Annotated in this window: 24 protein-coding genes; 17 read left to right on the forward strand and 7 right to left on the reverse strand. The window is 46.5% G+C overall.

The genetic code is table 11. From position 1 onward, the window contains the following. Window positions 1-20 precede the first annotated feature (20 nt). Window positions 21-1,235, reverse strand: coding sequence for an HD domain-containing protein (locus SEDOR53_RS0106835; RefSeq protein WP_026769060.1), 1,215 nt, complete (start codon window positions 1,233-1,235; stop codon window positions 21-23). Between the two features lie 120 nt (window positions 1,236-1,355). Between SEDOR53_RS0106835 and SEDOR53_RS0106840 the strand changes: the two genes are divergently transcribed. From SEDOR53_RS0106840 to SEDOR53_RS0106860, 5 genes are all read left to right on the forward strand, one after another. Then, on the forward strand, window positions 1,356-2,915 hold the full coding sequence (locus SEDOR53_RS0106840) for a bifunctional response regulator/alkaline phosphatase family protein (protein WP_026769061.1): 1,560 nt from the start codon (window positions 1,356-1,358) through the stop codon (window positions 2,913-2,915). A 65-nt stretch (window positions 2,916-2,980) separates the two neighbouring features. Next, window positions 2,981-3,250, forward strand: a complete 270-nt coding sequence (locus SEDOR53_RS0106845; protein ID WP_026769062.1) for a hypothetical protein — start codon at window positions 2,981-2,983, stop codon at window positions 3,248-3,250. Beyond that, window positions 3,247-4,026: an MBL fold metallo-hydrolase gene (locus SEDOR53_RS0106850; protein WP_232214731.1), complete on the forward strand. Its 780-nt coding sequence runs from the start codon at window positions 3,247-3,249 to the stop codon at window positions 4,024-4,026. The genes SEDOR53_RS0106845 and SEDOR53_RS0106850 overlap by 4 nt, the downstream gene beginning before the upstream one ends. A gap of 54 nt (window positions 4,027-4,080) precedes the next feature. Further along, window positions 4,081-4,749 (forward strand): helix-hairpin-helix domain-containing protein, encoded by a 669-nt coding sequence (locus SEDOR53_RS17300; RefSeq protein ID WP_051416530.1) that lies wholly within the window; start codon window positions 4,081-4,083, stop codon window positions 4,747-4,749. Window positions 4,750-4,865: 116 nt separating this feature from the next. Then, entirely contained in the window at window positions 4,866-6,008 is a 1,143-nt protein-coding gene (locus SEDOR53_RS0106860; protein WP_026769064.1) for an acyl-CoA dehydrogenase family protein, read from the forward strand. Between the two features lie 52 nt (window positions 6,009-6,060). Here SEDOR53_RS0106860 and SEDOR53_RS19225 read toward each other — a convergent pair whose 3' ends face one another. The 5 genes from SEDOR53_RS19225 to tig all read right to left on the reverse strand — a co-directional run bounded on the left by SEDOR53_RS19225 (window position 6,061) and on the right by tig (window position 10,432). Continuing rightward, window positions 6,061-6,222, reverse strand: coding sequence for a hypothetical protein (locus SEDOR53_RS19225; RefSeq protein WP_198018829.1), 162 nt, complete (start codon window positions 6,220-6,222; stop codon window positions 6,061-6,063). A gap of 25 nt (window positions 6,223-6,247) precedes the next feature. Continuing rightward, window positions 6,248-7,489 carry an ATP-dependent Clp protease ATP-binding subunit ClpX gene (gene clpX / locus SEDOR53_RS0106870; protein WP_026769065.1) on the reverse strand — a complete coding sequence of 414 codons (1,242 nt, stop codon included), beginning with the start codon at window positions 7,487-7,489 and terminating at the stop codon, window positions 6,248-6,250. A gap of 84 nt (window positions 7,490-7,573) precedes the next feature. Continuing rightward, window positions 7,574-8,197 carry a ClpP family protease gene (locus SEDOR53_RS0106875; protein ID WP_232214732.1) on the reverse strand — a complete coding sequence of 208 codons (624 nt, stop codon included), beginning with the start codon at window positions 8,195-8,197 and terminating at the stop codon, window positions 7,574-7,576. 30 nt (window positions 8,198-8,227) lie between these two features. Further along, window positions 8,228-8,920: a ClpP family protease gene (locus SEDOR53_RS0106880; RefSeq protein ID WP_026769067.1), complete on the reverse strand. Its 693-nt coding sequence runs from the start codon at window positions 8,918-8,920 to the stop codon at window positions 8,228-8,230. Between the two features lie 150 nt (window positions 8,921-9,070). Further along, the gene (gene tig / locus SEDOR53_RS0106885; RefSeq protein WP_026769068.1) at window positions 9,071-10,432 is read right to left on the reverse strand and encodes a trigger factor; all 1,362 of its coding nucleotides are present in this window, start codon (window positions 10,430-10,432) and stop codon (window positions 9,071-9,073) included. Window positions 10,433-10,660: 228 nt separating this feature from the next. Between tig and SEDOR53_RS18515 the strand changes: the two genes are divergently transcribed. From SEDOR53_RS18515 to SEDOR53_RS0106925, 8 genes are all read left to right on the forward strand, one after another. Then, a complete protein-coding gene (locus SEDOR53_RS18515; protein WP_051416531.1) occupies window positions 10,661-11,062 on the forward strand; it encodes a hypothetical protein in 402 nt (133 codons plus the stop codon). A gap of 217 nt (window positions 11,063-11,279) precedes the next feature. Continuing rightward, window positions 11,280-11,630, forward strand: coding sequence for a heavy-metal-associated domain-containing protein (locus SEDOR53_RS0106895; protein ID WP_026769069.1), 351 nt, complete (start codon window positions 11,280-11,282; stop codon window positions 11,628-11,630). A 217-nt stretch (window positions 11,631-11,847) separates the two neighbouring features. After that, the gene (locus tag SEDOR53_RS19365) at window positions 11,848-13,140 is read left to right on the forward strand and encodes an efflux RND transporter permease subunit (RefSeq protein ID WP_026769070.1); all 1,293 of its coding nucleotides are present in this window, start codon (window positions 11,848-11,850) and stop codon (window positions 13,138-13,140) included. 10 nt (window positions 13,141-13,150) lie between these two features. Beyond that, window positions 13,151-15,085 carry an efflux RND transporter permease subunit gene (locus SEDOR53_RS19370; RefSeq protein ID WP_026769071.1) on the forward strand — a complete coding sequence of 645 codons (1,935 nt, stop codon included), beginning with the start codon at window positions 13,151-13,153 and terminating at the stop codon, window positions 15,083-15,085. Next, the gene (locus SEDOR53_RS0106910; RefSeq protein WP_037360723.1) at window positions 15,069-16,319 is read left to right on the forward strand and encodes a TolC family protein; all 1,251 of its coding nucleotides are present in this window, start codon (window positions 15,069-15,071) and stop codon (window positions 16,317-16,319) included. The genes SEDOR53_RS19370 and SEDOR53_RS0106910 overlap by 17 nt, the downstream gene beginning before the upstream one ends. After that, entirely contained in the window at window positions 16,297-17,415 is a 1,119-nt protein-coding gene (locus SEDOR53_RS0106915) for an efflux RND transporter periplasmic adaptor subunit (protein WP_026769073.1), read from the forward strand. Before SEDOR53_RS0106910 ends, SEDOR53_RS0106915 begins: the two co-directional genes overlap by 23 nt. Further along, window positions 17,412-18,614, forward strand: coding sequence for an efflux RND transporter periplasmic adaptor subunit (locus SEDOR53_RS0106920; protein WP_026769074.1), 1,203 nt, complete (start codon window positions 17,412-17,414; stop codon window positions 18,612-18,614). Before SEDOR53_RS0106915 ends, SEDOR53_RS0106920 begins: the two co-directional genes overlap by 4 nt. A gap of 72 nt (window positions 18,615-18,686) precedes the next feature. Beyond that, the gene (locus SEDOR53_RS0106925; RefSeq protein ID WP_157576726.1) at window positions 18,687-19,190 is read left to right on the forward strand and encodes a DUF4251 domain-containing protein; all 504 of its coding nucleotides are present in this window, start codon (window positions 18,687-18,689) and stop codon (window positions 19,188-19,190) included. A gap of 8 nt (window positions 19,191-19,198) precedes the next feature. Here SEDOR53_RS0106925 and SEDOR53_RS17310 read toward each other — a convergent pair whose 3' ends face one another. Beyond that, window positions 19,199-19,888 carry an RNA polymerase sigma factor gene (locus SEDOR53_RS17310; protein ID WP_051416532.1) on the reverse strand — a complete coding sequence of 230 codons (690 nt, stop codon included), beginning with the start codon at window positions 19,886-19,888 and terminating at the stop codon, window positions 19,199-19,201. Between the two features lie 146 nt (window positions 19,889-20,034). Here SEDOR53_RS17310 and folE point away from each other — a divergent pair, with 146 nt between their 5' ends. The 4 genes from folE to SEDOR53_RS0106950 all read left to right on the forward strand — a co-directional run bounded on the left by folE (window position 20,035) and on the right by SEDOR53_RS0106950 (window position 22,343). Next, window positions 20,035-20,736 carry a GTP cyclohydrolase I FolE gene (gene folE, locus SEDOR53_RS0106935; protein ID WP_026769076.1) on the forward strand — a complete coding sequence of 234 codons (702 nt, stop codon included), beginning with the start codon at window positions 20,035-20,037 and terminating at the stop codon, window positions 20,734-20,736. Window positions 20,737-20,750: 14 nt separating this feature from the next. Next, entirely contained in the window at window positions 20,751-21,419 is a 669-nt protein-coding gene (locus SEDOR53_RS0106940; protein ID WP_026769077.1) for a flavodoxin reductase, read from the forward strand. A gap of 67 nt (window positions 21,420-21,486) precedes the next feature. Continuing rightward, entirely contained in the window at window positions 21,487-22,029 is a 543-nt protein-coding gene (locus SEDOR53_RS0106945; RefSeq protein ID WP_026769078.1) for a DUF4142 domain-containing protein, read from the forward strand. Next, window positions 22,026-22,343: a plastocyanin/azurin family copper-binding protein gene (locus tag SEDOR53_RS0106950; protein ID WP_026769079.1), complete on the forward strand. Its 318-nt coding sequence runs from the start codon at window positions 22,026-22,028 to the stop codon at window positions 22,341-22,343. The genes SEDOR53_RS0106945 and SEDOR53_RS0106950 overlap by 4 nt, the downstream gene beginning before the upstream one ends. The last annotated feature ends 4 nt before the right edge of the window (window positions 22,344-22,347 follow it).

Genomic DNA, 22,347 nt, shown 5'->3' on the forward strand with positions numbered 1-22,347 from the left:
ATTCAGCGGCAAGATTCGTGCTATCTGAACAGGCAAATGTAATTTTTTTTGACCGGGGCGGAAAGATTTTGATGGATGAGTGCATTATCTATCTCCGAAATATCCCGTACCGATCCATCCTTGAACAATATGTTTATTTTTTCGTCGATGGTCTTGTAAAGCGTATTAGTGGCTTCGCCGGTAAAACAGAGATAACTGCTTTCTTCGGCACTGATATGGAAGCGTTTGCTTACCTGATCCAGCTGGCTGGCAATATAAGCAGGTTCAAAAGGAGCGGTCTGTATCCTGGTCTTATACAGTTGCCGGTTCAGCATGCCGTGGCAGAGTAATGACAACACCTTATCGGGATGGAGGCTCCATCGTTTGATGGCGTGCATGATGTCGTGATCGTCGAGCGAGCAGAATTTGTCCAGCGCCGCTGCATTCATCACCCCATTGAATTCACCCAGGAAAAAGTCAACAGCCGATTGGGTATAGAGGGCATCATCTCCCGGCCGGTAAATGGCCCGCACCCTTTCCAATATCTTCACCAGCATTTTTTCGGCAGCCAGCACGGTTTTGTGCAGGTACACCTGCCAGTACATCTGCCGGCGGGCCACCAGGAATTTCTCAACACTGTAAATGCCTTTTTCTTCGATCATCAGCTGACCATTGTGCACCACCAGCATTTTTAAAATGCGATCATAACCAATCACCCCTTCACTCACACCGGAATAAAAACTGTCGCGCGTGAGGTAATCCATGCGATCTACATCGAGTTGTCCGCTGATGAGCTGGTGCAGGAAAGGTTTATGGTATTGATCGGTAAAGATCTGTATGGCCAGGCTCAGCTCACCGTTGAATGTTTCATTCAGCGTATGCATGATCTGTAAGGAAAGCTGCTCGTGGTGCACATCGGGCACCAACACCTGTTCCAGGGCATGTGAATAGGGACCATGTCCCACATCGTGGAGCAGGATGGCTGCTTTTACAGCCACTTCTTCTTCCGGGCTGATATCCACTCCCTTGCTTTTGAGCTCGATCACTGCATTGTTCATGAGGTGATAAGCGCCCAGCGAGTGATGCAGGCGGGTATGCACGGCCCCGGGGTACACCAGTTGGGCCATGGCCATTTGTTTGATGCGCCGCAGGCGCTGGTAAAAAGGATGTGAAATGATAGAAAAGATCAATGGGTGATTGATGGTAATAAAACCATATACCGGGTCGTTGATGATCTTCCGCTGGATAGCCGCCATGCCTGTTGTTGAATTGTTAAATCCTGGCAGATGCCAGAAGCAAAAGTACAAAGAGAACCCCGATCGGGCAGAATTGAAATAGATTTACAGACAGTTTTCGCATTAAAATCCCAATTCCCTATGCCTATCGCCAAAATTTTATGGATAGACGATGAAATCGAGAGCCTTCAGTCCCAGAAAATGTTCCTGGAACACAAAGGCTATGAAGTGCAAACCCTTACCAATGGGTTCGATGGCATCGAATATGTAAAAGACAATTTAGTAGATGTTGTGCTACTGGATGAAACCATGCCTGGTATCTCCGGATTGGAAACTTTATCAGGTATCAAAGAAGTGAATATGGGCATTCCCGTAGTGCTCATTACCAAGAATGAAACGGAGAACCTGATGGATGAAGCCATTGGCAGCCAGATCAGCGATTACCTGATCAAGCCGGTGAACCCCAACCAGGTATTGCTGAGTCTGAAAAAAATCATCGACAACAAAAGACTGGTGGCCGAAAAAACGACCACTGCATACCAGCAACAATTCCGTGAATTATTCATGGCATTGAATGATGATCCGGATTACAACGGCTGGATGGACATTTATAAAAAACTCGTGTACTGGGAGCTGGAAATGGAAAAGAGTGATAGTCCCGAAATGCGCGAAATACTGCAATCGCAGAAACAGGAAGCCAATGCCGCGTTCTTCAAATACGTGAGCAAGCATTACAGTTCCTGGGTAGACCCCAAAGCCACTTCGGCGCCCATCATGAGCAACCAGTTGTTCCGTTTCAAAGTGTTGCCGCACCTGGAAAAAGGGAAGCCTGTGTTTTTCATCCTCATCGATAACCTGCGTTTCGATCAGTGGAAAGCCATCCAACCCATTTTTGCAGAGAGCTTCCGCATTTTAGAAGAAGAAACTTTTTATTCCATTCTGCCCACTGCCACACAATATTGCCGCAATGCCATTTTCGCCGGACTCATGCCGGTAGAAATTGAAAAACTGTTTTCAGAACAATGGCGCAATGATGATGATGAAGGAGGCAAGAACCTGTTCGAAGAAGAATTCTTCCGTGCCCAGTTGAAGCGGATGAAGCGAGAAGACATCCGCTTCAGTTACCACAAAATTTTGCATCACCAGGATGGGCAACAATTGGTGAACAACATGCACAACCTGCTCGAAAACGATCTCAACATCATCGTATATAATTTCGTAGACATGCTGAGCCATGCGCGTACGGAGATGGAAGTGCTGAAAGAGTTGGCCAGCGATGAAGCCAGCTACCGGAGCATTACGCGCAGCTGGTTTGAACACAGCCCGCTGCACCAGGCGCTGAAAAAAGTAGCCGATAAAGATGTGAAGCTGGTGCTGGCCACCGACCATGGCAGTGTGCGCGTCAAAACACCGCATAAAGTGGTGGGAGATAAGCAGACCACTACCAACCTGCGTTATAAGCACGGCCGTAACCTGGCTTTTGACGCCAAAGATGTACTCGCTTTCCGTGATCCGCGTGAAGCGGGACTGCCGGTCCCTACGGTGAATTCTTCTTTCATTTTTGCGAGGGAGGATGGCTATCTCTGTTATCCCAATAATTACAACCATTATGTGAACTATTACCGCAATACTTTCCAGCATGGCGGGGTAAGCCTGGAGGAAATGATCGTTCCCATTGTAAAGATGGTGAGCAAGGGTTGAGAATGTGAATAACTACTGCCATCCGGCACCCGCCGTGGGTGGCAGTTTCGGTATATTTGCTTATTATGAAGTATACGCAATCGACATTAACGAAACTGGAAGCCGTGTTGGGAGAGAGTGGTTATGTACTCCGTTATGAAAGGGGCACTTTTCAAAGCGGATGGTGTGTGCTGGAAGCGAAAAAAGTAGTGGTGCTGAACAAGTTTCTCAACGTGGAAGGGCGTATCAATACTTTATTGGAACTGATCCCGCAACTTCCCATCGATTTCGATAAATTGACCCTTGAGTCACAGAAGCTTTACGAAGAAGCGGTAAAGAAACTGGAAACCGCGTGAGTAGTCATGTACCACTGACGATTACTTTTTTGGGAACAGGAACGAGTACGGGTGTGCCCATGATCGGATGTACCTGCGTCGTTTGCACCTCACCCGCCCCCCACGATAAACGCCTCCGGAGCAGCATACTGGTTCAATCACCCACTACAGCTATTGTGGTAGATACCACACCCGATTTTCGTTACCAGATGTTGCGCACGCATACCAACCACCTCGATGCAATATTGTTCACGCATTCGCACAGGGATCATTTAGCGGGACTGGATGATGTACGGGCTTTCAATTTCTTTACCCGCAAAGCGATGGATATATATGCCAGTCCGCAAACCGCCGAAGCCATCTACCGCGATTTTTATTATGCTTTTGCCGATACCCGCTACCCGGGCGTGCCGGAACTGAACATGATCACCATCGAGGATACGCCTTTCACCATTGGGGATATTGAAGTCATTCCTATTGAAGTGATGCACCATAAAATGCCGGTGTATGGTTTCCGCTTTGGTCCCTTCACTTATATCACCGATGCGAATAAGATAGCGCCTGCATCCAAAGAAAAGATCAAGGGCTCATCGGTATTGGTGTTGAACGCACTGCGCAAAGAAGCGCATATCTCGCATTTTACGCTCGATGAAGCGGTGGGCCTCTCACAGGAACTAGGCGTGCCGCAGGCTTACTTCACGCACATCAGTCACCAGTTGGGTACACACGAAGCCGTTAACAAAGAATTGCCCCCGAATATACGCCTGGCTTATGACGGGCTGGAGCTGCATATCTAAATTGGGTATAAACACCTGATCGACATAGCGGCTGCATGCATTTGTTTTGTATGCATGAAAAAATTACGCAGCGATTATTTCAGTTTCAGTAAAAAAGAACGTATAGCAGTAGTGGTGTTACTAACGCTTACGGGCATTTTCCTTGCATTGCCGTATTTTTTCAGGAAGGATGTATCGCCACCTGCGTCGATTCCTGTTCCTGCAAAAGATTCGGTATTGGCGAATGGAATAGTAGATAAGCCGGTGCCGGCGCCGGTGCCACGAAAGCTTTTTTATTTCAATCCGAATACGATCACTGCAGAAGAATGGAAGGCACTGGGATTGCGGGATCGAACAGTGAAAACGATTTTGAATTACCGGGAGAAAGGCGGCCGGTTTCGGCAGGCAAGTGATATTCGTAAAATATGGGGACTGGCACCAGCAGAAGCGGAAATATTGCTTCCTTATGTGCGGCTTCCAGCCTTGCCTTCGAAACAGGAAAAAGAAATCGTTGTTGCTCCCAAGCCGGGAAAACTGCTGCACAATATTGATGTGAATAAAGCTGCCGTGGAAGAATGGAAAACATTACCGGGCATTGGGGAGGTACTTGCCAACCGGATAGTGCGTTTCAGGGAAAAATTGGGTAAATTTAATACAGTAGAGCAGGTAGGAAAGACCTATGGATTGTCAGATTCTGTGTTCCGCCAACTGAAACCATACCTGCAACTGGATACCCTGCATTGATGTAGTGAAAGATTATTTGTTTTAAATACTAACAAACGGTAGTTTTGTTTATAAAGGAGGCTGCCCGAATTCGATTGCTCGGTAAAGGTAGCCTCCGTCTATTTAAAAAACAGGATATGAACTTTCAGCCGAGTGAGGTTACACTAGAAGTGGCCCGTGCAGCGCGGGACTTCGCTGCACGGGAAATCAGGCCTTATGTGATGGAATGGGATGAACAACAGCATTTTCCATTGGAAGTACTGCAATCATTGGGCAAACTGGGTATGATGGGGGTGTTGGTACCAGAACAATACGGCGGTGCCGGTCTGGGATACTTTGAATACAATGCCGTGATACAGGAGATTGCCAAAGTATGCGGCTCTATTGGATTGAGTGTGGCGGCGCATAATTCACTTTGCACCAATCATATCCTCAGCTTTGGTTCGGAAGAGCAAAAAAAGCAATGGTTACCTAAGCTGGCAACTGCAGAATGGATAGGGGCCTGGGGACTCACCGAGCCCAATACAGGCAGTGATGCCGGTAACATGAAAACTACGGCCGTAAAAGATGGTGATCATTGGATATTGAACGGTACCAAGAACTGGATCACACATGGCAGAAGCAGTCACCTGGCTGTGGTTGTCTGTCGCACCGGTGAACCACGCACCCGCTCCAATGCAACGGCTTTTGTGGTGGAGAGAGGTACGCCGGGTTTTACAGGCGGGAAAAAAGAAAACAAGCTGGGCATGCGTGCCAGTGAAACGGCAGAAATGATCTTCGAGAATTGTCGTATTCCCGATTCGCATCGGCTGGGTGTTGTTGGAGATGGCTTCAGGCAGGCATTGACCATACTGGACGGCGGACGTATTTCCATTGCCGCCTTATCTGTAGGGATTGCCAAAGGCGCGTTCGAAGCGGCCAGGCAATATGCGCAGGAACGCCACCAGTTCGATCAGCCGATCGCGAACTTCCAGGGCATCAGTTTTAAACTCGCCGATATGGCTACGGAGATCACGGCGGCGGAGTTGCTGGTAGCGCAATGCTGCGATCTCAAGGAGCGGCATGAAAAAGTGACGAAACAAAGCGCCATGGCCAAATATTATGCGAGTGAAACAGCGGTTAAAGTAGCTACCGATGCGGTGCAGATATTTGGCGGGTATGGTTATACCAAAGATTTTCCTGTAGAGAAATATTACCGCGACGCCAAGCTATGTACTATTGGGGAAGGGACTTCAGAAATACAAAAAATAGTAATTGCCCGGGAAGCGTTACAAGGGTAGTTTTTCGTTTGCTTGCTCATAAAAAAGCCCTCGAAAGAGGGCTTTTAATTTTTTACTGGTTGTCTTTACTGCCAGCGGCAAAGATCTGGTCTACCGCCCCACCCAGCATGGGAAATTTTTCTTTTACAAACCCGGCGATGGTTTCAATGGCTTTCTGGGCTTGCTCAGGGCTTAGTCCGGCTTCTGCAGTGAGGCGTTGAATTAATTCGTTCATAGAGTTGCTAGTTGTGAGTCATTATTTAAGCTACTTTGAGTATGCCCATTTTACTCTTACCAAACATACGCTCTGCATAATCAAGCGTGATATGCAGTTTTTTGGTATCGGTTCCAGGCAGTTCAAACATGGCATCGGTGAGGATGCTCTCACAGATGCTGCGTAAACCGCGGGCGCCCAGTTTATATTCGAGTGCTTTCTTCACCATAAAGTCCAGCACCCCATCGTCTATCTTCAACGCAATATTTTCCAGTTCAAACAAACGGGTGTATTGTTTGATCAATGAGTTCTTTGGCTCGGTGAGGATACTTCTCAGCGTTTCTTCGTCGAGCGGATCGAGGTGGGTAACTACCGGCAAACGACCCAGCAATTCAGGTATCAGGCCAAAGCTCTTGAGGTCGGTAGCGTTTACGAACTGTAACAGGTTTTTGCGCTGCATTTCCTGTTCTTCTTTGTTCACGCTGAAACCAATAGCATTGGTATTAACCCTGCGGGCAATGACCTTATCAATACCATCGAATGCACCTCCACAAATAAAGAGTATGTTCCTGGTATCTACCTTGATCATCTTTTGCTCGGGATGTTTACGCCCACCTTGCGGAGGAACCAGCACTTCAGTGCCTTCGAGCATCTTCAACAATCCCTGTTGTACACCTTCTCCGCTCACATCGCGGGTAATGGAAGGATTATCACCTTTGCGGGCGATCTTGTCTATCTCATCCACATATACAATACCTCTTTCTGCAGCAGCTACATCGTAATTGCAGTTCTGCAGCAGGCGGGTGAGCATGCTTTCTACGTCTTCACCTACATAACCGGCTTCGGTAAATACCGTAGCATCCACAATAGCAAAAGGAACATTCAACAAACGGGCAATGGTTTTGGCCAGTAAGGTTTTACCGGTACCTGTTTCGCCCACCATGATGATGTTACTTTTTTCGATCTCCACTTCATCGGTCTGGTTTTTATTGGTAACCCTTTTGAAGTGGTTGTAAACGGCAACAGACAATACCCTTTTGGCATCGTGCTGACCGATCACATATTCGTCGAGGAATTTTTTAATTTCTGCCGGGCGGCGCACATTCAATTTGAAGCCCGAATTGGTTACATTGCTCTCCTGCTTCAGGTTTAATTCCTGCGCAATGATCTCCTGTGCATGCTCCACGCAATTTTCACAGATATGACCTTCCTGGCCGGCAATAAGGATCTTTACCTCATCGCGGCTACGCCCACAAAATGAACAATGTAAATGAGTCTGTTTAGCCATTATTTGCTGATTTTCTTCTTTCGCACTGACTTCCTTACATAGACAGGTTTCAGCAGCAATCTGTTGCAAAGGTACTAAAAGGCGCTATAAAACAGCGTCTACTATACCATAAGCCACGGCTTCCTTGGCATTCATCCAGTAGTCGCGGTCGAAATCACGCATGATCTGGTCTACCTTTTTACCACAGTTCTCGGCCAATATTTTGGCGCCGATCTCCTTGGTTTTGCGCATTTGTTCGGCCTGGATCTCAATATCGGCGCTGGTAGCCTGGTAATAACCACCGAGGCTGGGCTGGTGGATCATCACTTCGCCATGCGGATAAATATATCTTTTGCCTTTGGCGCCCGCGCTTAGCAGAATAGAGCCCATACTGGCCGCAAGCCCCATACAAATGGTAGAAACAGGGCTTTGTATCAATCTGATGGTATCGTACATAACCATGCCGCTGGTAACACTGCCACCCGGGCTGTTGATATAAAACTTGATCTCTTCGCCGGGTTTGTCGGCATCCAGCAACAACAGTTTGCCTACTATATCTTTGGCCGATTTATCGTCTACCACGCCCCAGAGATAAACCGCTCTTTTTTCAAAAAACAGCTTCTCCATTTTCTTCGCCATGAAACCATGCTCTTCTTTACCATTCTTCGGTTCGTTCTCTTCTTCCTCATCCATTCTGAAAGGGTTCACAATGTATTTTGTATGCGTCATAATGATATTGTATTGATGTTTTGCTAATGATTAGTCTTTCCTTTCTTTCCTCGGATTGGTGAGCAATACTTCGTCTACCAGTCCATAAGCTTTGGCATCTTCTGCGGTCATCCAGAAATCACGATCGCTGTCTTTGGCAATGATCTCCGGTGTTTTGCCGGTGTGATGCGCAGTGATGGCATAGAGTTCCTGCTTTACTTTTTTGATCTCACGCGCAGTGATCTCGATATCGGAAGCTTGTCCGCCGATAGCGCCGCTGGGCTGGTGCATCATAATGCGACTGTGTTTGAGCGCAGTGCGCTTGCCTTTAACACCTGCGCAAAGCAATACCTGTCCCATGCTCGCGGCCATGCCAGTACAGATGGTTGCTACATCCGGACCAATGAATTGCATGGTATCGTAAATGCCGAGTCCTGCATAAACGCTGCCACCGGGACTGTTGATGTACATCTGGATATCCCTGCTTCTGTCGGTACTTTCCAGGAACAGCAATTGTGCGGTAACGATATTGGCTACATAATCGTTGATGCCTTCACCAAGGAAAATGATGCGGTCCATCATCAACCGGCTGAATACATCCATGCTGGCCACATTCAAGGGCCTTTCTTCAATAATATAAGGTGTGAGGTTGGTCACGTGGTGTTGTTGGTAATTGTGCAGGGTACCGCTGCTGATGCCCCTGTGTTTTACCGCGTATTGCTCAAATTCTTTTCCAAGGTTCATATTTAGCTAATTTTCGCTTTGAAGATAAGTGATTTATGACCGACAAATATTGTGCAAAGGATGAATTGCGACAATCAGTCAGTCCCTCGTATGAAAAAACCGGGCCTTCAGGCCCGGTTTCCCGTTTATCGTTATCAACCCATTACCAGGTTAGTGGTGATGGTGGTGCAGTTTCTCGGCAAAAGCTTCGGCACTAATGGCTTCTTCTTTGGCGCTTACCTGGCTTTCCAGCAGGCTGAACATCTTTTCTGTGCTGATGCGATGGTAGCTGTCTTCCACGAACTTCCTGTCCTGCATCATACGGTTGGCGTAGTCTTCTACCCATTGCTGGCTGTCGCCCAAAGCGGTCAGCTGACCGCCCATATAGCTGAACAGTTGCTGTTTAGCGAAGTCGCGGATATCATCGGGTAACACTTCAATTTTATTGTCCTGGATTACTTTGCTGCTTACCAGGGTCCATTTCAACTGGTTGGCGAAAGTAGGATAGTCCTGCTCTGCCTCTTCGGCAGTTTTGGGCTGTTCGCCACCGTTTTGCAACCAGCGTTTCAGGAAGCTCTCGGGGAACTCCATGGTGGTGTGGTCTACCAGGTGGTGGTAGATCTGGTCGTGTATCTGGTTACGTGATTGCTGTGCATAATAAGCTTCAATCTCTTTTTTCACTTCTGCACGAAACTCTTCTTCTGTTTTGATCTCTTTGTTAGGGAAAGCGGCCAGGAAGAATTCTTCATTGAGTTCAGATTTCTCTACCAGTCCAACTTTGGTGATTTCCAGTTTGAAATATTTATCACCATCTTCATTGGTCAGACCCAGGTCGGCCAGGATGGCTTCTTTTTCTTTGTCTTCAAAAGCTTTGGAAGGCTGCAGTACAACAAAGTCGCCTTTCTTTTTGCCAGTCAGCTTTTTGCGGAAGTTTTCCTTAAAGTATTTCACCAGCAAAGAGTTGTCTTTGTTGATGCCACCTTCTACAGGATTGCCGTCTTTATCGCTTTCAACAAATTTTACATTCAATACATTGTCATCACCGGTTACTTCTTCGGGTTCGGTCATTTTACCGTTGCGCACCTGCTGGCGCTCGATCTCTTCCTGTACCATTTCATCGGTCACGGTAACATTGTAACGGGTAACTTTTATTTTCGTCACATCCAGGTCAAACGCGGGTTTCAGACCGATCTCAAAAGCAAATGCATAGTCAGAAGGGTTGTTCATGTCCAGTGCACGGGCATCATTGTCGAGCGGCAGAGGCTGGGCGAAGATCTCCAGTTGCTCTTTGCCGAGATAAGCGTTCAGTTCTTTCTCCACGCTGCGCAGTACTTCATCGGTAAATACACTCTGACCATACATTTTCTTTACCAGTCCGGCCGGCACCATTCCTTTGCGGAATCCAGGGATATTGGCGGTTTTGGCATATTTCTTCAGGCTCTGTTCAAAGCCGCTATAATAATCTTCTTTGCTCAGGTTCACGGTCAGCTTATCGTTCAGCAAACCAATGTTCTCGCGCGTAACACTTGCCATTTTGATGTTTTTAATGCTTGAAATTTGGGCTGCAAAGGTAAGGGATTATAGGAAACTGACCGAATGCGGCAAAGTAGCACCTCAATTTAGAAAATAGTGTTATCTAATACCTGTTGCTCCCGGATACCTTATTGATCTGGCTAACAGGCAGATATTATATAAATCCGAATGGGAATTTTATAAAAGGATTGACATACTGATTGTAAAAAATAATGATAGCTTTGCCTTGTGAAGAAGTTCATCGTAGCCATAATATCTGTTTTCTACCTGGTTTCTGCTTCCGGGGCTACTGTGCAGTTGCATTACTGCATGGGCAAGCTGGTGGAAGCGGGTATCTGGCACCATTCGCAGTCGGACAAGTGTTCTTCCTGCGGTATGAAGAAGAAGGCCGGTAAGAAAAACAACTGCTGCCGCGACGAGCAAAAGAAACTAACGCAGGTCAACGACCAGAAGCTGGCAGAACAAGCTTATACAGCATTGCAAGCTGCCAGTGTTGCATTGCCGGTACAATGGACTTTTCAACTTGCTGAACATTTGTTCAGTGCGGTGGTTGCTTACCCTGTTTCCCATGCCCCTCCCCGAGGCATTGTTCAGCCCATCTATTTGCTGAACAGCAATTTCAGAATTTGATTTCGTAATGGTTATTAGAGCCAGGCATTACTACATGCCCGGCTATAGGCATTTGTGGCCGTCATCCTGAGCGGGCGCAGCGAGTCGAAGCACGTCATCCTGAGCGAGCGGAGCGAGTCGAAGGAGCTGCTGAACACTCGGTCAGATGCCTCGGCTGCGCTCGGGATGACGATCAAATCAATCAATACATTATTCTTTATTTATTAAAACGATAAACATGAAAAAGATCAAAGTACTGCTCGCAGCAGCGTTCAGCGTATTCGCTATGGCGGTATTCGCCCAGTCTAAAACAGAAACCTTTAAAGTGTATGGCAATTGCGAGATGTGCAAAAAGCGCATCGATAAAGCGGCTGCTGTAGATGGCGTTAGTAAAGCCAGCTGGAACAAAGACACCAAGATCATGTCGGTAACCTATGATGCTTCCAAAGTCAGCATGGACGCTATCCAGAAAAAGATCGCAGGTGTTGGATACGATACGGAAAAGTTTACTGCAGATGATAAATCATACAATCAACTGCCCGACTGTTGCCAATATGATCGTAAGAAGACTGCTAAAAAGAGCAAGTAAAACGTTCTTCCGTCATCCCGAGGGCTTTTTGCGTCGTCATCCCGAGCGCAGTCGAGGGATCTGCCTGAAATTACAGCGGCTCCTTCGACTCGCTACGCTCGCTCAGAATGACGTGCTTCGACTCGCTACGCTCGCTCAGAATGACGTGCTTCGACTCGCTACGCTCGCTCAGGATGACGAACTCAGGATGAAGTTTCAAAAACATTAAGCCAACGCTATGGTACATCGCATCATTGAATGGAGTTTACGCAACCGCTTTATTGTGCTGTTGCTCTCGGCCGGTTTGTTTGTATGGGGCTATTTTTCTGTGAAGAAAAATCCCATCGATGCCATTCCCGACCTGTCTGAAAACCAGGTGATCGTTTTCACGGAGTGGATGGGCCGGGCGCCGCAACTGATCGAAGACCAGGTTACTTATCCGTTGGTAACCAACCTGCAGGGATTGCCCCGCATCAAATATGTGCGTGCGAGCTCCATGTTCGGCATGAGTTTCATCTATGTGATCTTCGAAGACAATGTAGACATCTATTGGGCGCGCGAACGGGTGCTGGAAAGACTCAGCACCGTAAGCCGTTCCCTGCCGCAGGGCGTAACACCACAACTGGGTCCGGATGGAACAGGCGTGGGGCATGTACTCTGGTACACGCTCGATGCGCCTGGTATGGATCTGGGCGAGCAGCGTGCGTTGCAGGACTGGTATGTAAAATTCGCGTTGCAGAATGTATCGGGCGTTAGCGAGATCGCTTCTTTCGGCGGCTTCCAAAAGCAATACCAGGTAACGGTTAACCCCGATAAGCTCCTCTATTACAAACTACGCATTTCCGATGTGATCAATGCCGTTAAATCGAACAACAATGAAAGCGGTGGAAGGAAATTCGAGATGAGTGATATGGGTTATATCATTAAAACAGATGGTTACCTGCGCTCCACACAGGAAATAGAGAACCTGGCGGTCACGAATCAAAATGGCATACCCGTACGTGTGTCGGACCTCGCCTCGGTACAAATGACAGGTGAAAGCCGGCTGGGTATTTTCGATCAGAACGGAGAAGGAGAACGGGTAGGCGGTATTGTGGTGATGCGATACGGAGAGAATGCCGCAGCTGTGATCGACAAAGTGAAAGCAAAAATGAAAGAAGTTGCCAAAGGCCTGCCACCGGGCGTGAAGTTCGATATTATTTACGATCGCGGAGAGCTGATCAAAGAATCGGTAGACAGCGTAAAGCGAACATTGATAGAAGAGATGATCGTGGTATCGTTGGTGGTATTGTTGTTCCTGTTTCACTGGAGGAGTGCGCTCAGCATCATCATACAGATACCCATCACACTGGCCGCCAGTTTTATCCTGCTCAATGCTTTTGGTATCAGCTCTAATATCATGTCGCTCACCGGTATTGCACTCGCTATTGGAGTGATCGTAGATAACGGCATCATCATGAGTGAAAACGCTTATAAACACCTGGCAGAGAAATACGAAGCCTGGCAAAAGCAATCATCTGCACAATCTTAATGTACCCATCATGAAAAAACGAATTAACCTATTCCGGAAAAAAGAAAGCTGGATCAGCGAAGAAGAAAGGATGGCTACCATTGAGCAAAGCAGCAAGCAGGTAAGCCGGGGCGTTTTCTTTGCCACCGTTATCATCATCACTTCTTTTCTTCCGGTATTCATGCTCACCGGACAGGAAGGCAAACTGTTCCATCCGCTGGCTTTTACCAAGACCTTCATCATGATCGTGGATGCATTACTGGTGATCACATTGGCGCCAGTGCTCATCTCTTTTTTCATGAAGGGCAAGTTCAGGCCGGAACACAAGAACCCGGTGAACCGCTTACTGGAAAAAGTGTACACGCCCATCATCCGTTGGGTATTGAAATGGCGCAAAACCACTATCGCCATCAATATCATTGCATTGGTTATCACTATTCCCCTGCTTAAAAGCCTGGGTTCTGAATTCATGCCGCCGCTCGATGAACAAAGCATCCTGTTCATGCCGGTTACATTGCCCGATGTGAGTAACACAGAGATCAAACGCATTTTACAGGTGCAGGACAAACTGATCAAATCGGTTCCGGAAGTGGATAAGGTGCTGGGCAAAGCAGGAAGGGCCAGCACTGCTACAGACAACTCACCCATCAGCATGATAGAGACCATCATTGTACTCAAGCCAAAGACGGCGTGGCGCAAAGGCATCACGAAAAAAGATATCATCAATGAATTAGATAACAAGTTGCAAATCCCCGGTGTGGTGAACGGGTGGACACAGCCCATCATCAACCGCATCAATATGTTGTCCACCGGTATCCGTACCGATGTGGGCATCAAAGTATTCGGACAAAAACTGGATACGATCGCTTCGGTAAGTGAACGGGTAAAAAAAGTATTGGAAGGAACGCCGGGTATTCAGGATCTGTATGTAGAGCCCATTACAGGAGGCAAGTACCTCACCATACATATAAACCGCGAAGCCTTGAGCCGGTATGGACTGAATGTAGGCGATGTAAACCAAACGGTGGAATCGGCTATTGGCGGGGCGCCGGTAGCACAAACCATTGAAGGAAGACAGCGATTCAATATCAGCGTAAGGCTGGCACAGGATTATCGTAACAGTCTCGAACGCATCAAGCGCATACCATTGATGAGTCCTTCTGCAGGCACCATAGCATTGGGTGAAGTAGCGGATGTGGCATTGGAAGAAGGCCCGCCCATGATCAGTTCAGAAAACGCATTGCTCCGTGGCGCCGTGCTGTTCAATGTACGCGAACGTGATCTGGGTAGCACTGTGCAGGAAGCCATCCAAAAGATCAATGCATCGAAAGATATTCTGCCCGAAGGGTATTTCCTGGAATGGAGCGGACAGTATGAGAACCTGATCCGCGGCCAGCGAACATTGTTATGGATCGCCCCGATTGTACTGGTGGTGATTTTTCTTTCACTCTATTTTGCCTTTCATTCTATCCGCGAAGCATTCCTCAGCCTCATCACCGTGCCCTTTGCTCTGATCGGCGGCGCTTATGCTATATACCTCTACCAGGTGCACTTGTCTGTTGCCGTTGCGGTAGGGTTCATCGCGTTGTTTGGTATTGCAGTGGAAACAGGTATTGTAATGGTCATCTACCTGAATGATGCTATGAATCAGTTGATCAAAGCAAAAGGCAACAGCAGTGAATCAATTACGCGGGCCGACCTGAAGGAGTATGTGATCATGGGCGCCGCCAAACGTCTCCGGCCCAAACTCATGACGGTTTGTGTATCACTGTTCGGACTGGTGCCGGTAATATGGGCTACAGGCGTGGGCACCGATGTAATGAAACCCATTGTGCTACCCATGATCGGCGGTGTACTTACTTCATCAACACACATCTTGCTGGTAACACCATTGATCTTTTTACTCACCAAAGAATATGAATTGCGCAAATACGGTAAACTCGAAGTATATGCAACGAATCACTAAATATATATTGGCTGCTGCCACGGCATTGCCCTTGTTCTCCCGCGCACAGCAGGCGCCGGTATTAACGCTCGACAGCATCCTGCAACGCATCGACAAACAAAATATACGCCTGCAATCTTATGCATTGAAAGCGCAGGCTTATGCGTCCAGCGCAGAAGCAGCTACGACCTGGATGGCGCCGATGGTGGGTGCCGGTACTTTCATGACGCCCTATCCTTTGCAATCGGTGATGGAACCCCGCGATAAGGGACAGCTGATGTTGCGCATAGAACAGGAGATACCCAATGCCGCTAAGCTGAAAGCAAAAAAAGAATACATCGCTTCACAGGGTGCCATTGCTAATGCTGGCAGGGATATTACGCTGAATGATTTCAGGGCCAGGGCAAAAAGTTTGTACTATACCTGGTTGGTGAATACGGAAAAGATCAAAGTGGCGGGCGAAACAGAGCGGTTGATACTGGTGATGAAAAAGATGGAAGAAGTGAGATATCCGTATAATCAGTCACAACTCAGCAGCATTTTCAAAGCCGATGCAAGAATAGAAGAGAACCGGAACATGGTAAAAATGTTCGAAAGCGAAATTGCGAAGAGCAGGGCCTGGCTCAACGGCCTGATGAACCAGCCCGGGGATTATATGTTCAGTATTGATACAACGGATATTCCTGAATACAAGGAGCAGTTGCATGATACCGCTTTGCTTGCAGGCAAACGAAAAGACATTGTACAGATGGATGCCGCGATCAATAGCCTGAAATTGAATATCCGGAGCATGGAGCTGGAAAAGAGGCCTAATTTCAAAATACAGTTCGATCACATGTCGCCTTTGGCGGGTATGATGCCACAGGCTTTCAGTGTCATGGGAATGGTATCTATTCCCATTGTGCCATGGAGCAGCAAAATGTATAAACAGGAAACCAGGGCCATGCAATACAATGTGGCGTCCATGCAAAAAGAAAGAGAAGCCATGCTGAATGAAACACATAGCATGTTGATCGGCATGCAATACGAGATCATTGCAACGCAGCAACGGATCAACAATTTTGAAAACAGGATCATCCCTTCTTTGCAAAAAGTGTTCGATGCCGATTTCCAGTCTTACGAAGAAAATAAGCAAACTGTTACTACTGTATTGAGCGATTGGGAATCGTTGATTATGATGCGGATGAATGTATTGGATGAAAAATTGAAATTGTATCAAATGATCGTCAACCATGAAAAAGAAGAATATCAATAAATACATGATACCAGGTTGGATGCTGCTGGCATTTGCCTGCAAACAACCTACTGATATCAAGGGCCACGAACACCATGCGCATACAGCCATGCGTTCCACTACTGCAGATACCGGTATCTCGCATTTGATCAGGCCTGTAAACGAAGAAGTGCTTTCCAAAGTGCTGGTGCTCACACCATCTAAAACCAGTAAAGCAATTACAGTGAAAGTGCAAGGTGTGGCAGGATATGATACCAGGGAAAACACCAGTCTTTCTGCAAGGGTCGGTGGAAGGATTGAGAAATTATATGTCAAGTACAATTACCAGCCTGTACAAAAGGGACAACTGGTATTAACCATTTATTCGCCCGACCTGGTAGCTGCCCAGAGAGAACTGATTTTGCTGGTAAGAACAAATGGAGAAGATCAGCTCGTTAACTCTGCCAGGCAACGACTGCGATTACTGGGCATGACAGAAGCACAGATAGAAACCATCGCCCGAACAGGTAATCCCGTTTACAGCATACCGGTATATGCTAATGCCAGCGGATACATACTGGAGCAGTCTGCACCTGCCAATTCAGTCATCGCTACCCGTGAAGGGCAGTACGTTACAGCGGGGCAAACACTGTTTACCATTTATACCAACCAGTCATTGGTAGCAGACTTTTCTTTTAGTCCTGCTCAGTCTGCCTCTATTGCAAAAGGGAAAGAGTTATCCTATTACCCGAGCAGCAATCCCAATCTCAGTTATACGGGAAAGATCGGTTTGGTGCGGCCTGTATTGGCATCGGGACAAAATTTCACACAAGCAAGGGTGTACCAGGTGCCAAGGAATTTTAAGCCCGGTCAGCAGCTTACCGCTGAAATGACCATCGTCACCGGATCGCATTACTGGCTGCCACAGGAAGGAGTGTTGGATATGGGGAATCATCAAATGGTCTTGTTCAAAAAAGAAGGACCGGTATTTACGCCTGTATACATTCAAACGGGTATAAAGGCAGATGGACAAATAGAAGTGCTGGACGAGATCGGCAACTGGCAGGTTGCTGCCAATGCTTATTATTTGGTAGACAGTGAAGGCTTCATACCTCAAACACAAAAACAAACCCCATGAAAAAATTTGTTCTCTTATTCATAGTGTTGTTCCCGCTTTTTGTTTTTGAATCCTGCAAGGAAAAAAAAGAACAGCCCGCTGCTACAACTGTTGAGCAGCCTATCTATACCTGCTCTATGCATCCCCAGATCAAACAACACCGGCCGGGCACTTGTCCTATTTGCGGGATGGACCTGGTGCTCTTCGATAAGAATAACCAGACCCCCTCACTAACACTTAATAAAACGCAGCAAACCCTGGCCAATATACAGGTGGCCGAAATAGGATCTGCTACTTTCAATGATGCCATCAGATTGAACGGCCGGCTGGTGGTAGATCCGCAACAAACAACAGTCATCAGCAGCCGGGTGGCCGGGAGAATAGAAAAATTATTCGTGAAAGAAACTGGTGTACGTGTTACAAAGGGGCAGCCGCTTTATGAGATCTATTCAGAACAATTGCTTACGTTGCAACAAGAATTGCTGGTAGCGAGCGCGCAGGCAACTGCTTTTCCCAATAACAACCGTTTTGCAAAAATGACGGAAGCAGCCATGCAAAAGCTGTTATTGTATGGACAGTCGGCCAATGATATAGACAAGTTGGTGCAAACCAGGCAAACACATCCATACATCCTTTATACCGCCCCGGCATCGGGTGCCGTGTCAACACTGGATATTACACAAGGACAATATGTTGCCGAAGGAGGCATGATCATGCAACTGGAAAACTATGCACAGTTATGGGTGGAAGCAGACCTGTATCCCGGCGAAGCTTCACTCATTAAGCCGGGCGAAAATGTGCAGGTAATCATACCTGGTTTTGAGCAGGAGCCTCAACAGGTAAAAATCAATTTTACACAACCGGCTTTACCGGCCGGAACGCAGTTATTGCAGGTGCGTGGCGCCATTGAAAATAAGGGTGGAAGATGGCAGCCCGGTATGCAGGCCCTCGTCATCGCGCAGCGCAGCAGCGGCAAAAAAGACATGGTATTGCCTGTTGATGCTGTAATACGCAATGGGCAAACCAATCATGTATGGGTAGCAGTAAGCGATGAGCAATTCGAACCGCGGGAAGTAAGCCTGGGTGCAGAAAATGCCGACAGGGTTGAGATCACCGACGGACTAAAACCAGGCGATAAAGTAGTGGTCAGCGGAGCCTACCTGTTACACAGTGAATTTATATTGAAGAAAGGATCCAGCCCGGAAATGCATCATCATTGAGTGCGAAAGAAGCTGTATGTGATCTTGCATTGTTTTTGTAATTTTATAGGAGATCATTCAAATTCTACTATTATGTCTCGCCATATTGTAAGGGCTATTGTATGGTTGCTGATAATGACCATTCCCTTTGCCAGCCAGGTTTCTGCACAGCAATCGAAACAGGAAAAACAGGCTGCAAAAGAGGCGCTTATAAAAAAGAAAATACAGGATAGGCGATTTACGTTCATAGCCGAAACGGCATTACCCATGCGGGGAAGCATGCGGATGTTGACACCCGGTTATGATCTCTGTGTTGCGGGAGACAGTGTAGTGGCTTATCTGCCTTATTTTGGAAGAGCTTACTCAGCACCGCTTAATTTAATGGGAGGCGGTGTTCAGTTCACGTCTGTAAAATTTGATTACAAAATAGAAGAACGCAAAAAAGGCGGCTGGAACATCATCATCAAACCCAACGATGTAGACGATAATCAGCAATTGAACCTCACTGTATTCACAAATGGCAGCGCTTCGGTACAAGCTACCAGCAATAACCGGCAAGCCATCCAGTTCAACGGATACATCTCAATGGGGAAATAAAGCCCGTTTTATATGGACGTATCCTTGAGATTTTTATGTTTTGCTATTTCCGTCATCACTGCATTAACGATCCTGTCGCACTTGCTCAGGTGAAAGTGAAGGATATCTTCTTTTTTATAATAGCCCGAAAGAAACTCGCGGAGCATTACTTTTGCGCGGTTGAAACGAACTTTAACGTTGACCTCACTGATGTTTAAACAATCCATGGTTTCGGCAACATTAAGGTCTTCAATCTCCCGCATCACAAATACCGTCCGGTATATCTCCGGCAGCTTACGGATCGCATCGTTAAGGATAGAGGCCAGTTCTGTATTCATAGCAGAATGCGCAGGGGTTTGAATATGATTGATATGTTGTTGATGTAAAGCGATCTCCATGTCGCTATCGCTCAAAGCAATGGATTTCCCTCTTTGTTTGAGCCGATGAATGCATTCGTTGATCAATATACGTGTAAGCCAAGTTGAAAAACCCGCCCTGAAGCCAAACTTTCCAATGTTTTCATAGGCATTGATATAGGCCGTCTGCATGGCATCTTCAACCTCCGATTCATCATCAATGATCGATATCCCAATCCGGTACAGCCGTTGGTTGTACCGCCGGATGATCACTTCGTAGAGATGGGTCTCCCCTTGTACGATCCTGGTAACCAATTCATTATCTGATATTCCAACAAACAGCAACAGGTCTTCATTTTTCATGACTGAGGATACTAATGAGAATGGATGATAGATTAGAGTAAAATGAACAAATAAGGTTACAAAATTACTGCCTATTTTTTGTAACCTTTTGATTTGCAGGAAATCAAATGCTAGAGAAAACATCTTTCATATCAAAACCCATTTACATGACATTTAATGGAATAGCAAACGACCTGCATGAAACAACGGACCACCTATTGCTAAACGGCATTACAGTGATGCCGGGAGAGAGCAAGGAAGATATTAGTTATGAACTTACCATAAGACCCGATGCGTTTGACAAAACAGATGAGGAAAAAATAGAGATCATCGCCAGGCACTTCAGAAGCATTATGCATACACTCGGACTCGACCTTGAAGACGACAGTCTCCAACATACGCCTGTACGGGTTGCCAAGATGTATGTAAATGAGGTCTTCAGCGGTATGAACCCGAAGAACAAACCGGCTGTGACTTTGTTTGATAATAAATACAGGTACAATCAAATGCTGGTGGAGAAAAATATTACCCTTTATTCTTATTGTGAACATCATTTTGTGCCCTTTATGGGTAAAGCACATGTTGCTTATATATCATCGGGTAAGGTAATCGGGCTGTCTAAGTTGAACAGGATCATACAATATTATTCCCGCCGCCCGCAGGTACAGGAAAAACTCACGGTACAGATCGGAAGGGAGCTCCAGCGCATTCTTAATACCAAGGACGTGGCAGTAGTCATAGATGCTGCCCATTTATGTGTAGCGTCCAGGGGTGTGCAGGACACCCAAAGCAGTACCGTTACTGCTGCATTCGAAGGAAGGTTCCGGAACGAAGAAATAAGAAAAGAGTTTTTGTCATATATAAAGTAAAATCAAAGAGCACCATGGAATCATATATAGTTACCATTATACAAACAAAAAAGCTTACGCATGATGTGATAGAGATCAGGACCGAAAAGCCAGCAGGCTATTCATTTATTCCTGGTCAGGCTACCGAAGTGGCCATCAACAAAAAGGGGTGGGAGCAGAAAACAAGGCCATTTACATTTACATGCCTTCCATCGGACGAATACCTCGAATTCATCATCAAGAGTTATCCTTCGCATGAAGGTGTAACCAAAGAAATGTGGAATGTGCAACCTGGTGATTCCCTGATCATCGGGGAGTCCTGGGGAGCGATCAACTATAAAGGCAAGGGGCTGTTCATGGCCGGAGGTGCAGGCATCACGCCATTTATATCAATTTTTCGCCAATTGGCGAAGGATGAGCAACTGGATGGCAACAGGCTGCTGTTTGCTAATAAAGCCAGTGAAGACATCATCCTGGAAAAAGAACTCGGCAGCTTCCTTGGAAACAATATTGTTCATGTTTTATCCAACGAAATGGGTGGCGGATACAGATCAGGTTTTATAACCGAATCACTGATAGGAGAATATGCAACTGGCACGTCAGATCGCTTTTATGTATGTGGTCCACCACCTATGATGGATCAGATACTGCATCATCTTCAGCACCTGGGTTTCGGCCAGGATGCGATAACCGTAGAAATTTAGCAGCACATTATTGTAACCTTTTGTTTTCTGTTCACTCAAATAAGTATTCACCACCAAAATCAAGAACATGAAAACAATGAAACAGCATTTCAGCAAACTGTTGCTGACAGGATATGTATTATTCCTTGCTTCGGGAGCCATGGCACAGCAAAGCAACAAATTATCCGATCCGGAGATAGCTTCTGTAGCCGTTACAGCTAATCAGATCGATATCGATTTTGCACAGATCGCTCTGTCGCGTTCGAAAAATGCAGAAGTGTTAAATTTTGCGAAGACCATGTCACGCGATCACAAAGGCGTCATCGATCAGGCCGTGGCCCTTGTAACAAAACTGAAAGTAACACCTAAAACAAACGACCTCACAAAGAAACTTTTAGAAGACGCTTCGAAAACAAAGGAGAAACTGAAAAGCCATAAAGGCGCTGCTTTTGACAAAGCTTATGTTGATAACGAAGTGGCCTATCATAAGGCAGTGATCAATGCAGTTGAAAATGTTTTGGTTCCGCAATCCACGAATGCAGAACTGAAAGCGCTCCTGGAAAGTGTGGTGCCGGTATTGAAAACGCATTTGGCGCATGCCGAGATGGTTCAAAAAATGATCAGTAAATGAAAACGATCATATTGTTAACCGCAATATTGCTGGCAGTTTCCTGCTCAAGTCCATCAGTAAAAGGTCACAAGACCTATACCGTTGAAATTGCCCAGATGAAATTTTCGCCGGCAACTATTACAGTGGACAAAGGAGATAGCATCCTGTTTGTGAATCACGACCTGGTGGCACACGATGTAACGGAACAATCGAAAAAAGCATGGTCCTCTTCTGTTTTGCAACCAGGTGCATCCTGGAAAATGGAAGCTGTTTCGTCGGCAGATTATTATTGCAGCATCCATGTTGTGATGAAAGGAAAAATAACAGTGAATTGATTAG

This window comes from Asinibacterium sp. OR53 (genome assembly GCF_000515315.1).
Classification (GTDB): domain Bacteria; phylum Bacteroidota; class Bacteroidia; order Chitinophagales; family Chitinophagaceae; genus Sediminibacterium.

Bases quoted from the DNA above. Each gene is read 5' to 3' on its own strand.
- SEDOR53_RS0106835 (WP_026769060.1), bottom strand. From the start codon at position 1,235: ATGGCGGCTATCCAGCGGAAGATCATCAACGACCCGGTATATGGTTTT.
- SEDOR53_RS0106840 (WP_026769061.1), top strand. From the start codon at position 1,356: ATGCCTATCGCCAAAATTTTATGGATAGACGATGAAATCGAGAGCCTT.
- SEDOR53_RS0106845 (WP_026769062.1), top strand. From the start codon at position 2,981: ATGAAGTATACGCAATCGACATTAACGAAACTGGAAGCCGTGTTGGGA.
- SEDOR53_RS17300 (WP_051416530.1), top strand. From the start codon at position 4,081: ATGAAAAAATTACGCAGCGATTATTTCAGTTTCAGTAAAAAAGAACGT.
- SEDOR53_RS0106860 (WP_026769064.1), top strand. From the start codon at position 4,866: ATGAACTTTCAGCCGAGTGAGGTTACACTAGAAGTGGCCCGTGCAGCG.
- SEDOR53_RS19225 (WP_198018829.1), bottom strand. From the start codon at position 6,222: ATGAACGAATTAATTCAACGCCTCACTGCAGAAGCCGGACTAAGCCCT.
- clpX (WP_026769065.1), bottom strand. From the start codon at position 7,489: ATGGCTAAACAGACTCATTTACATTGTTCATTTTGTGGGCGTAGCCGC.
- SEDOR53_RS0106875 (WP_232214732.1), bottom strand. From the start codon at position 8,197: ATGACGCATACAAAATACATTGTGAACCCTTTCAGAATGGATGAGGAA.
- SEDOR53_RS0106880 (WP_026769067.1), bottom strand. From the start codon at position 8,920: ATGAACCTTGGAAAAGAATTTGAGCAATACGCGGTAAAACACAGGGGC.
- tig (WP_026769068.1), bottom strand. From the start codon at position 10,432: ATGGCAAGTGTTACGCGCGAGAACATTGGTTTGCTGAACGATAAGCTG.
- SEDOR53_RS0106895 (WP_026769069.1), top strand. From the start codon at position 11,280: ATGAAAAAGATCAAAGTACTGCTCGCAGCAGCGTTCAGCGTATTCGCT.
- SEDOR53_RS19365 (WP_026769070.1), top strand. From the start codon at position 11,848: ATGGTACATCGCATCATTGAATGGAGTTTACGCAACCGCTTTATTGTG.
- SEDOR53_RS19370 (WP_026769071.1), top strand. From the start codon at position 13,151: ATGAAAAAACGAATTAACCTATTCCGGAAAAAAGAAAGCTGGATCAGC.
- SEDOR53_RS0106910 (WP_037360723.1), top strand. From the start codon at position 15,069: ATGCAACGAATCACTAAATATATATTGGCTGCTGCCACGGCATTGCCC.
- SEDOR53_RS0106915 (WP_026769073.1), top strand. From the start codon at position 16,297: ATGAAAAAGAAGAATATCAATAAATACATGATACCAGGTTGGATGCTG.
- SEDOR53_RS0106920 (WP_026769074.1), top strand. From the start codon at position 17,412: ATGAAAAAATTTGTTCTCTTATTCATAGTGTTGTTCCCGCTTTTTGTT.
- SEDOR53_RS0106925 (WP_157576726.1), top strand. From the start codon at position 18,687: ATGTCTCGCCATATTGTAAGGGCTATTGTATGGTTGCTGATAATGACC.
- SEDOR53_RS17310 (WP_051416532.1), bottom strand. From the start codon at position 19,888: ATGAAAAATGAAGACCTGTTGCTGTTTGTTGGAATATCAGATAATGAA.
- folE (WP_026769076.1), top strand. From the start codon at position 20,035: ATGACATTTAATGGAATAGCAAACGACCTGCATGAAACAACGGACCAC.
- SEDOR53_RS0106940 (WP_026769077.1), top strand. From the start codon at position 20,751: ATGGAATCATATATAGTTACCATTATACAAACAAAAAAGCTTACGCAT.
- SEDOR53_RS0106945 (WP_026769078.1), top strand. From the start codon at position 21,487: ATGAAAACAATGAAACAGCATTTCAGCAAACTGTTGCTGACAGGATAT.
- SEDOR53_RS0106950 (WP_026769079.1), top strand. From the start codon at position 22,026: ATGAAAACGATCATATTGTTAACCGCAATATTGCTGGCAGTTTCCTGC.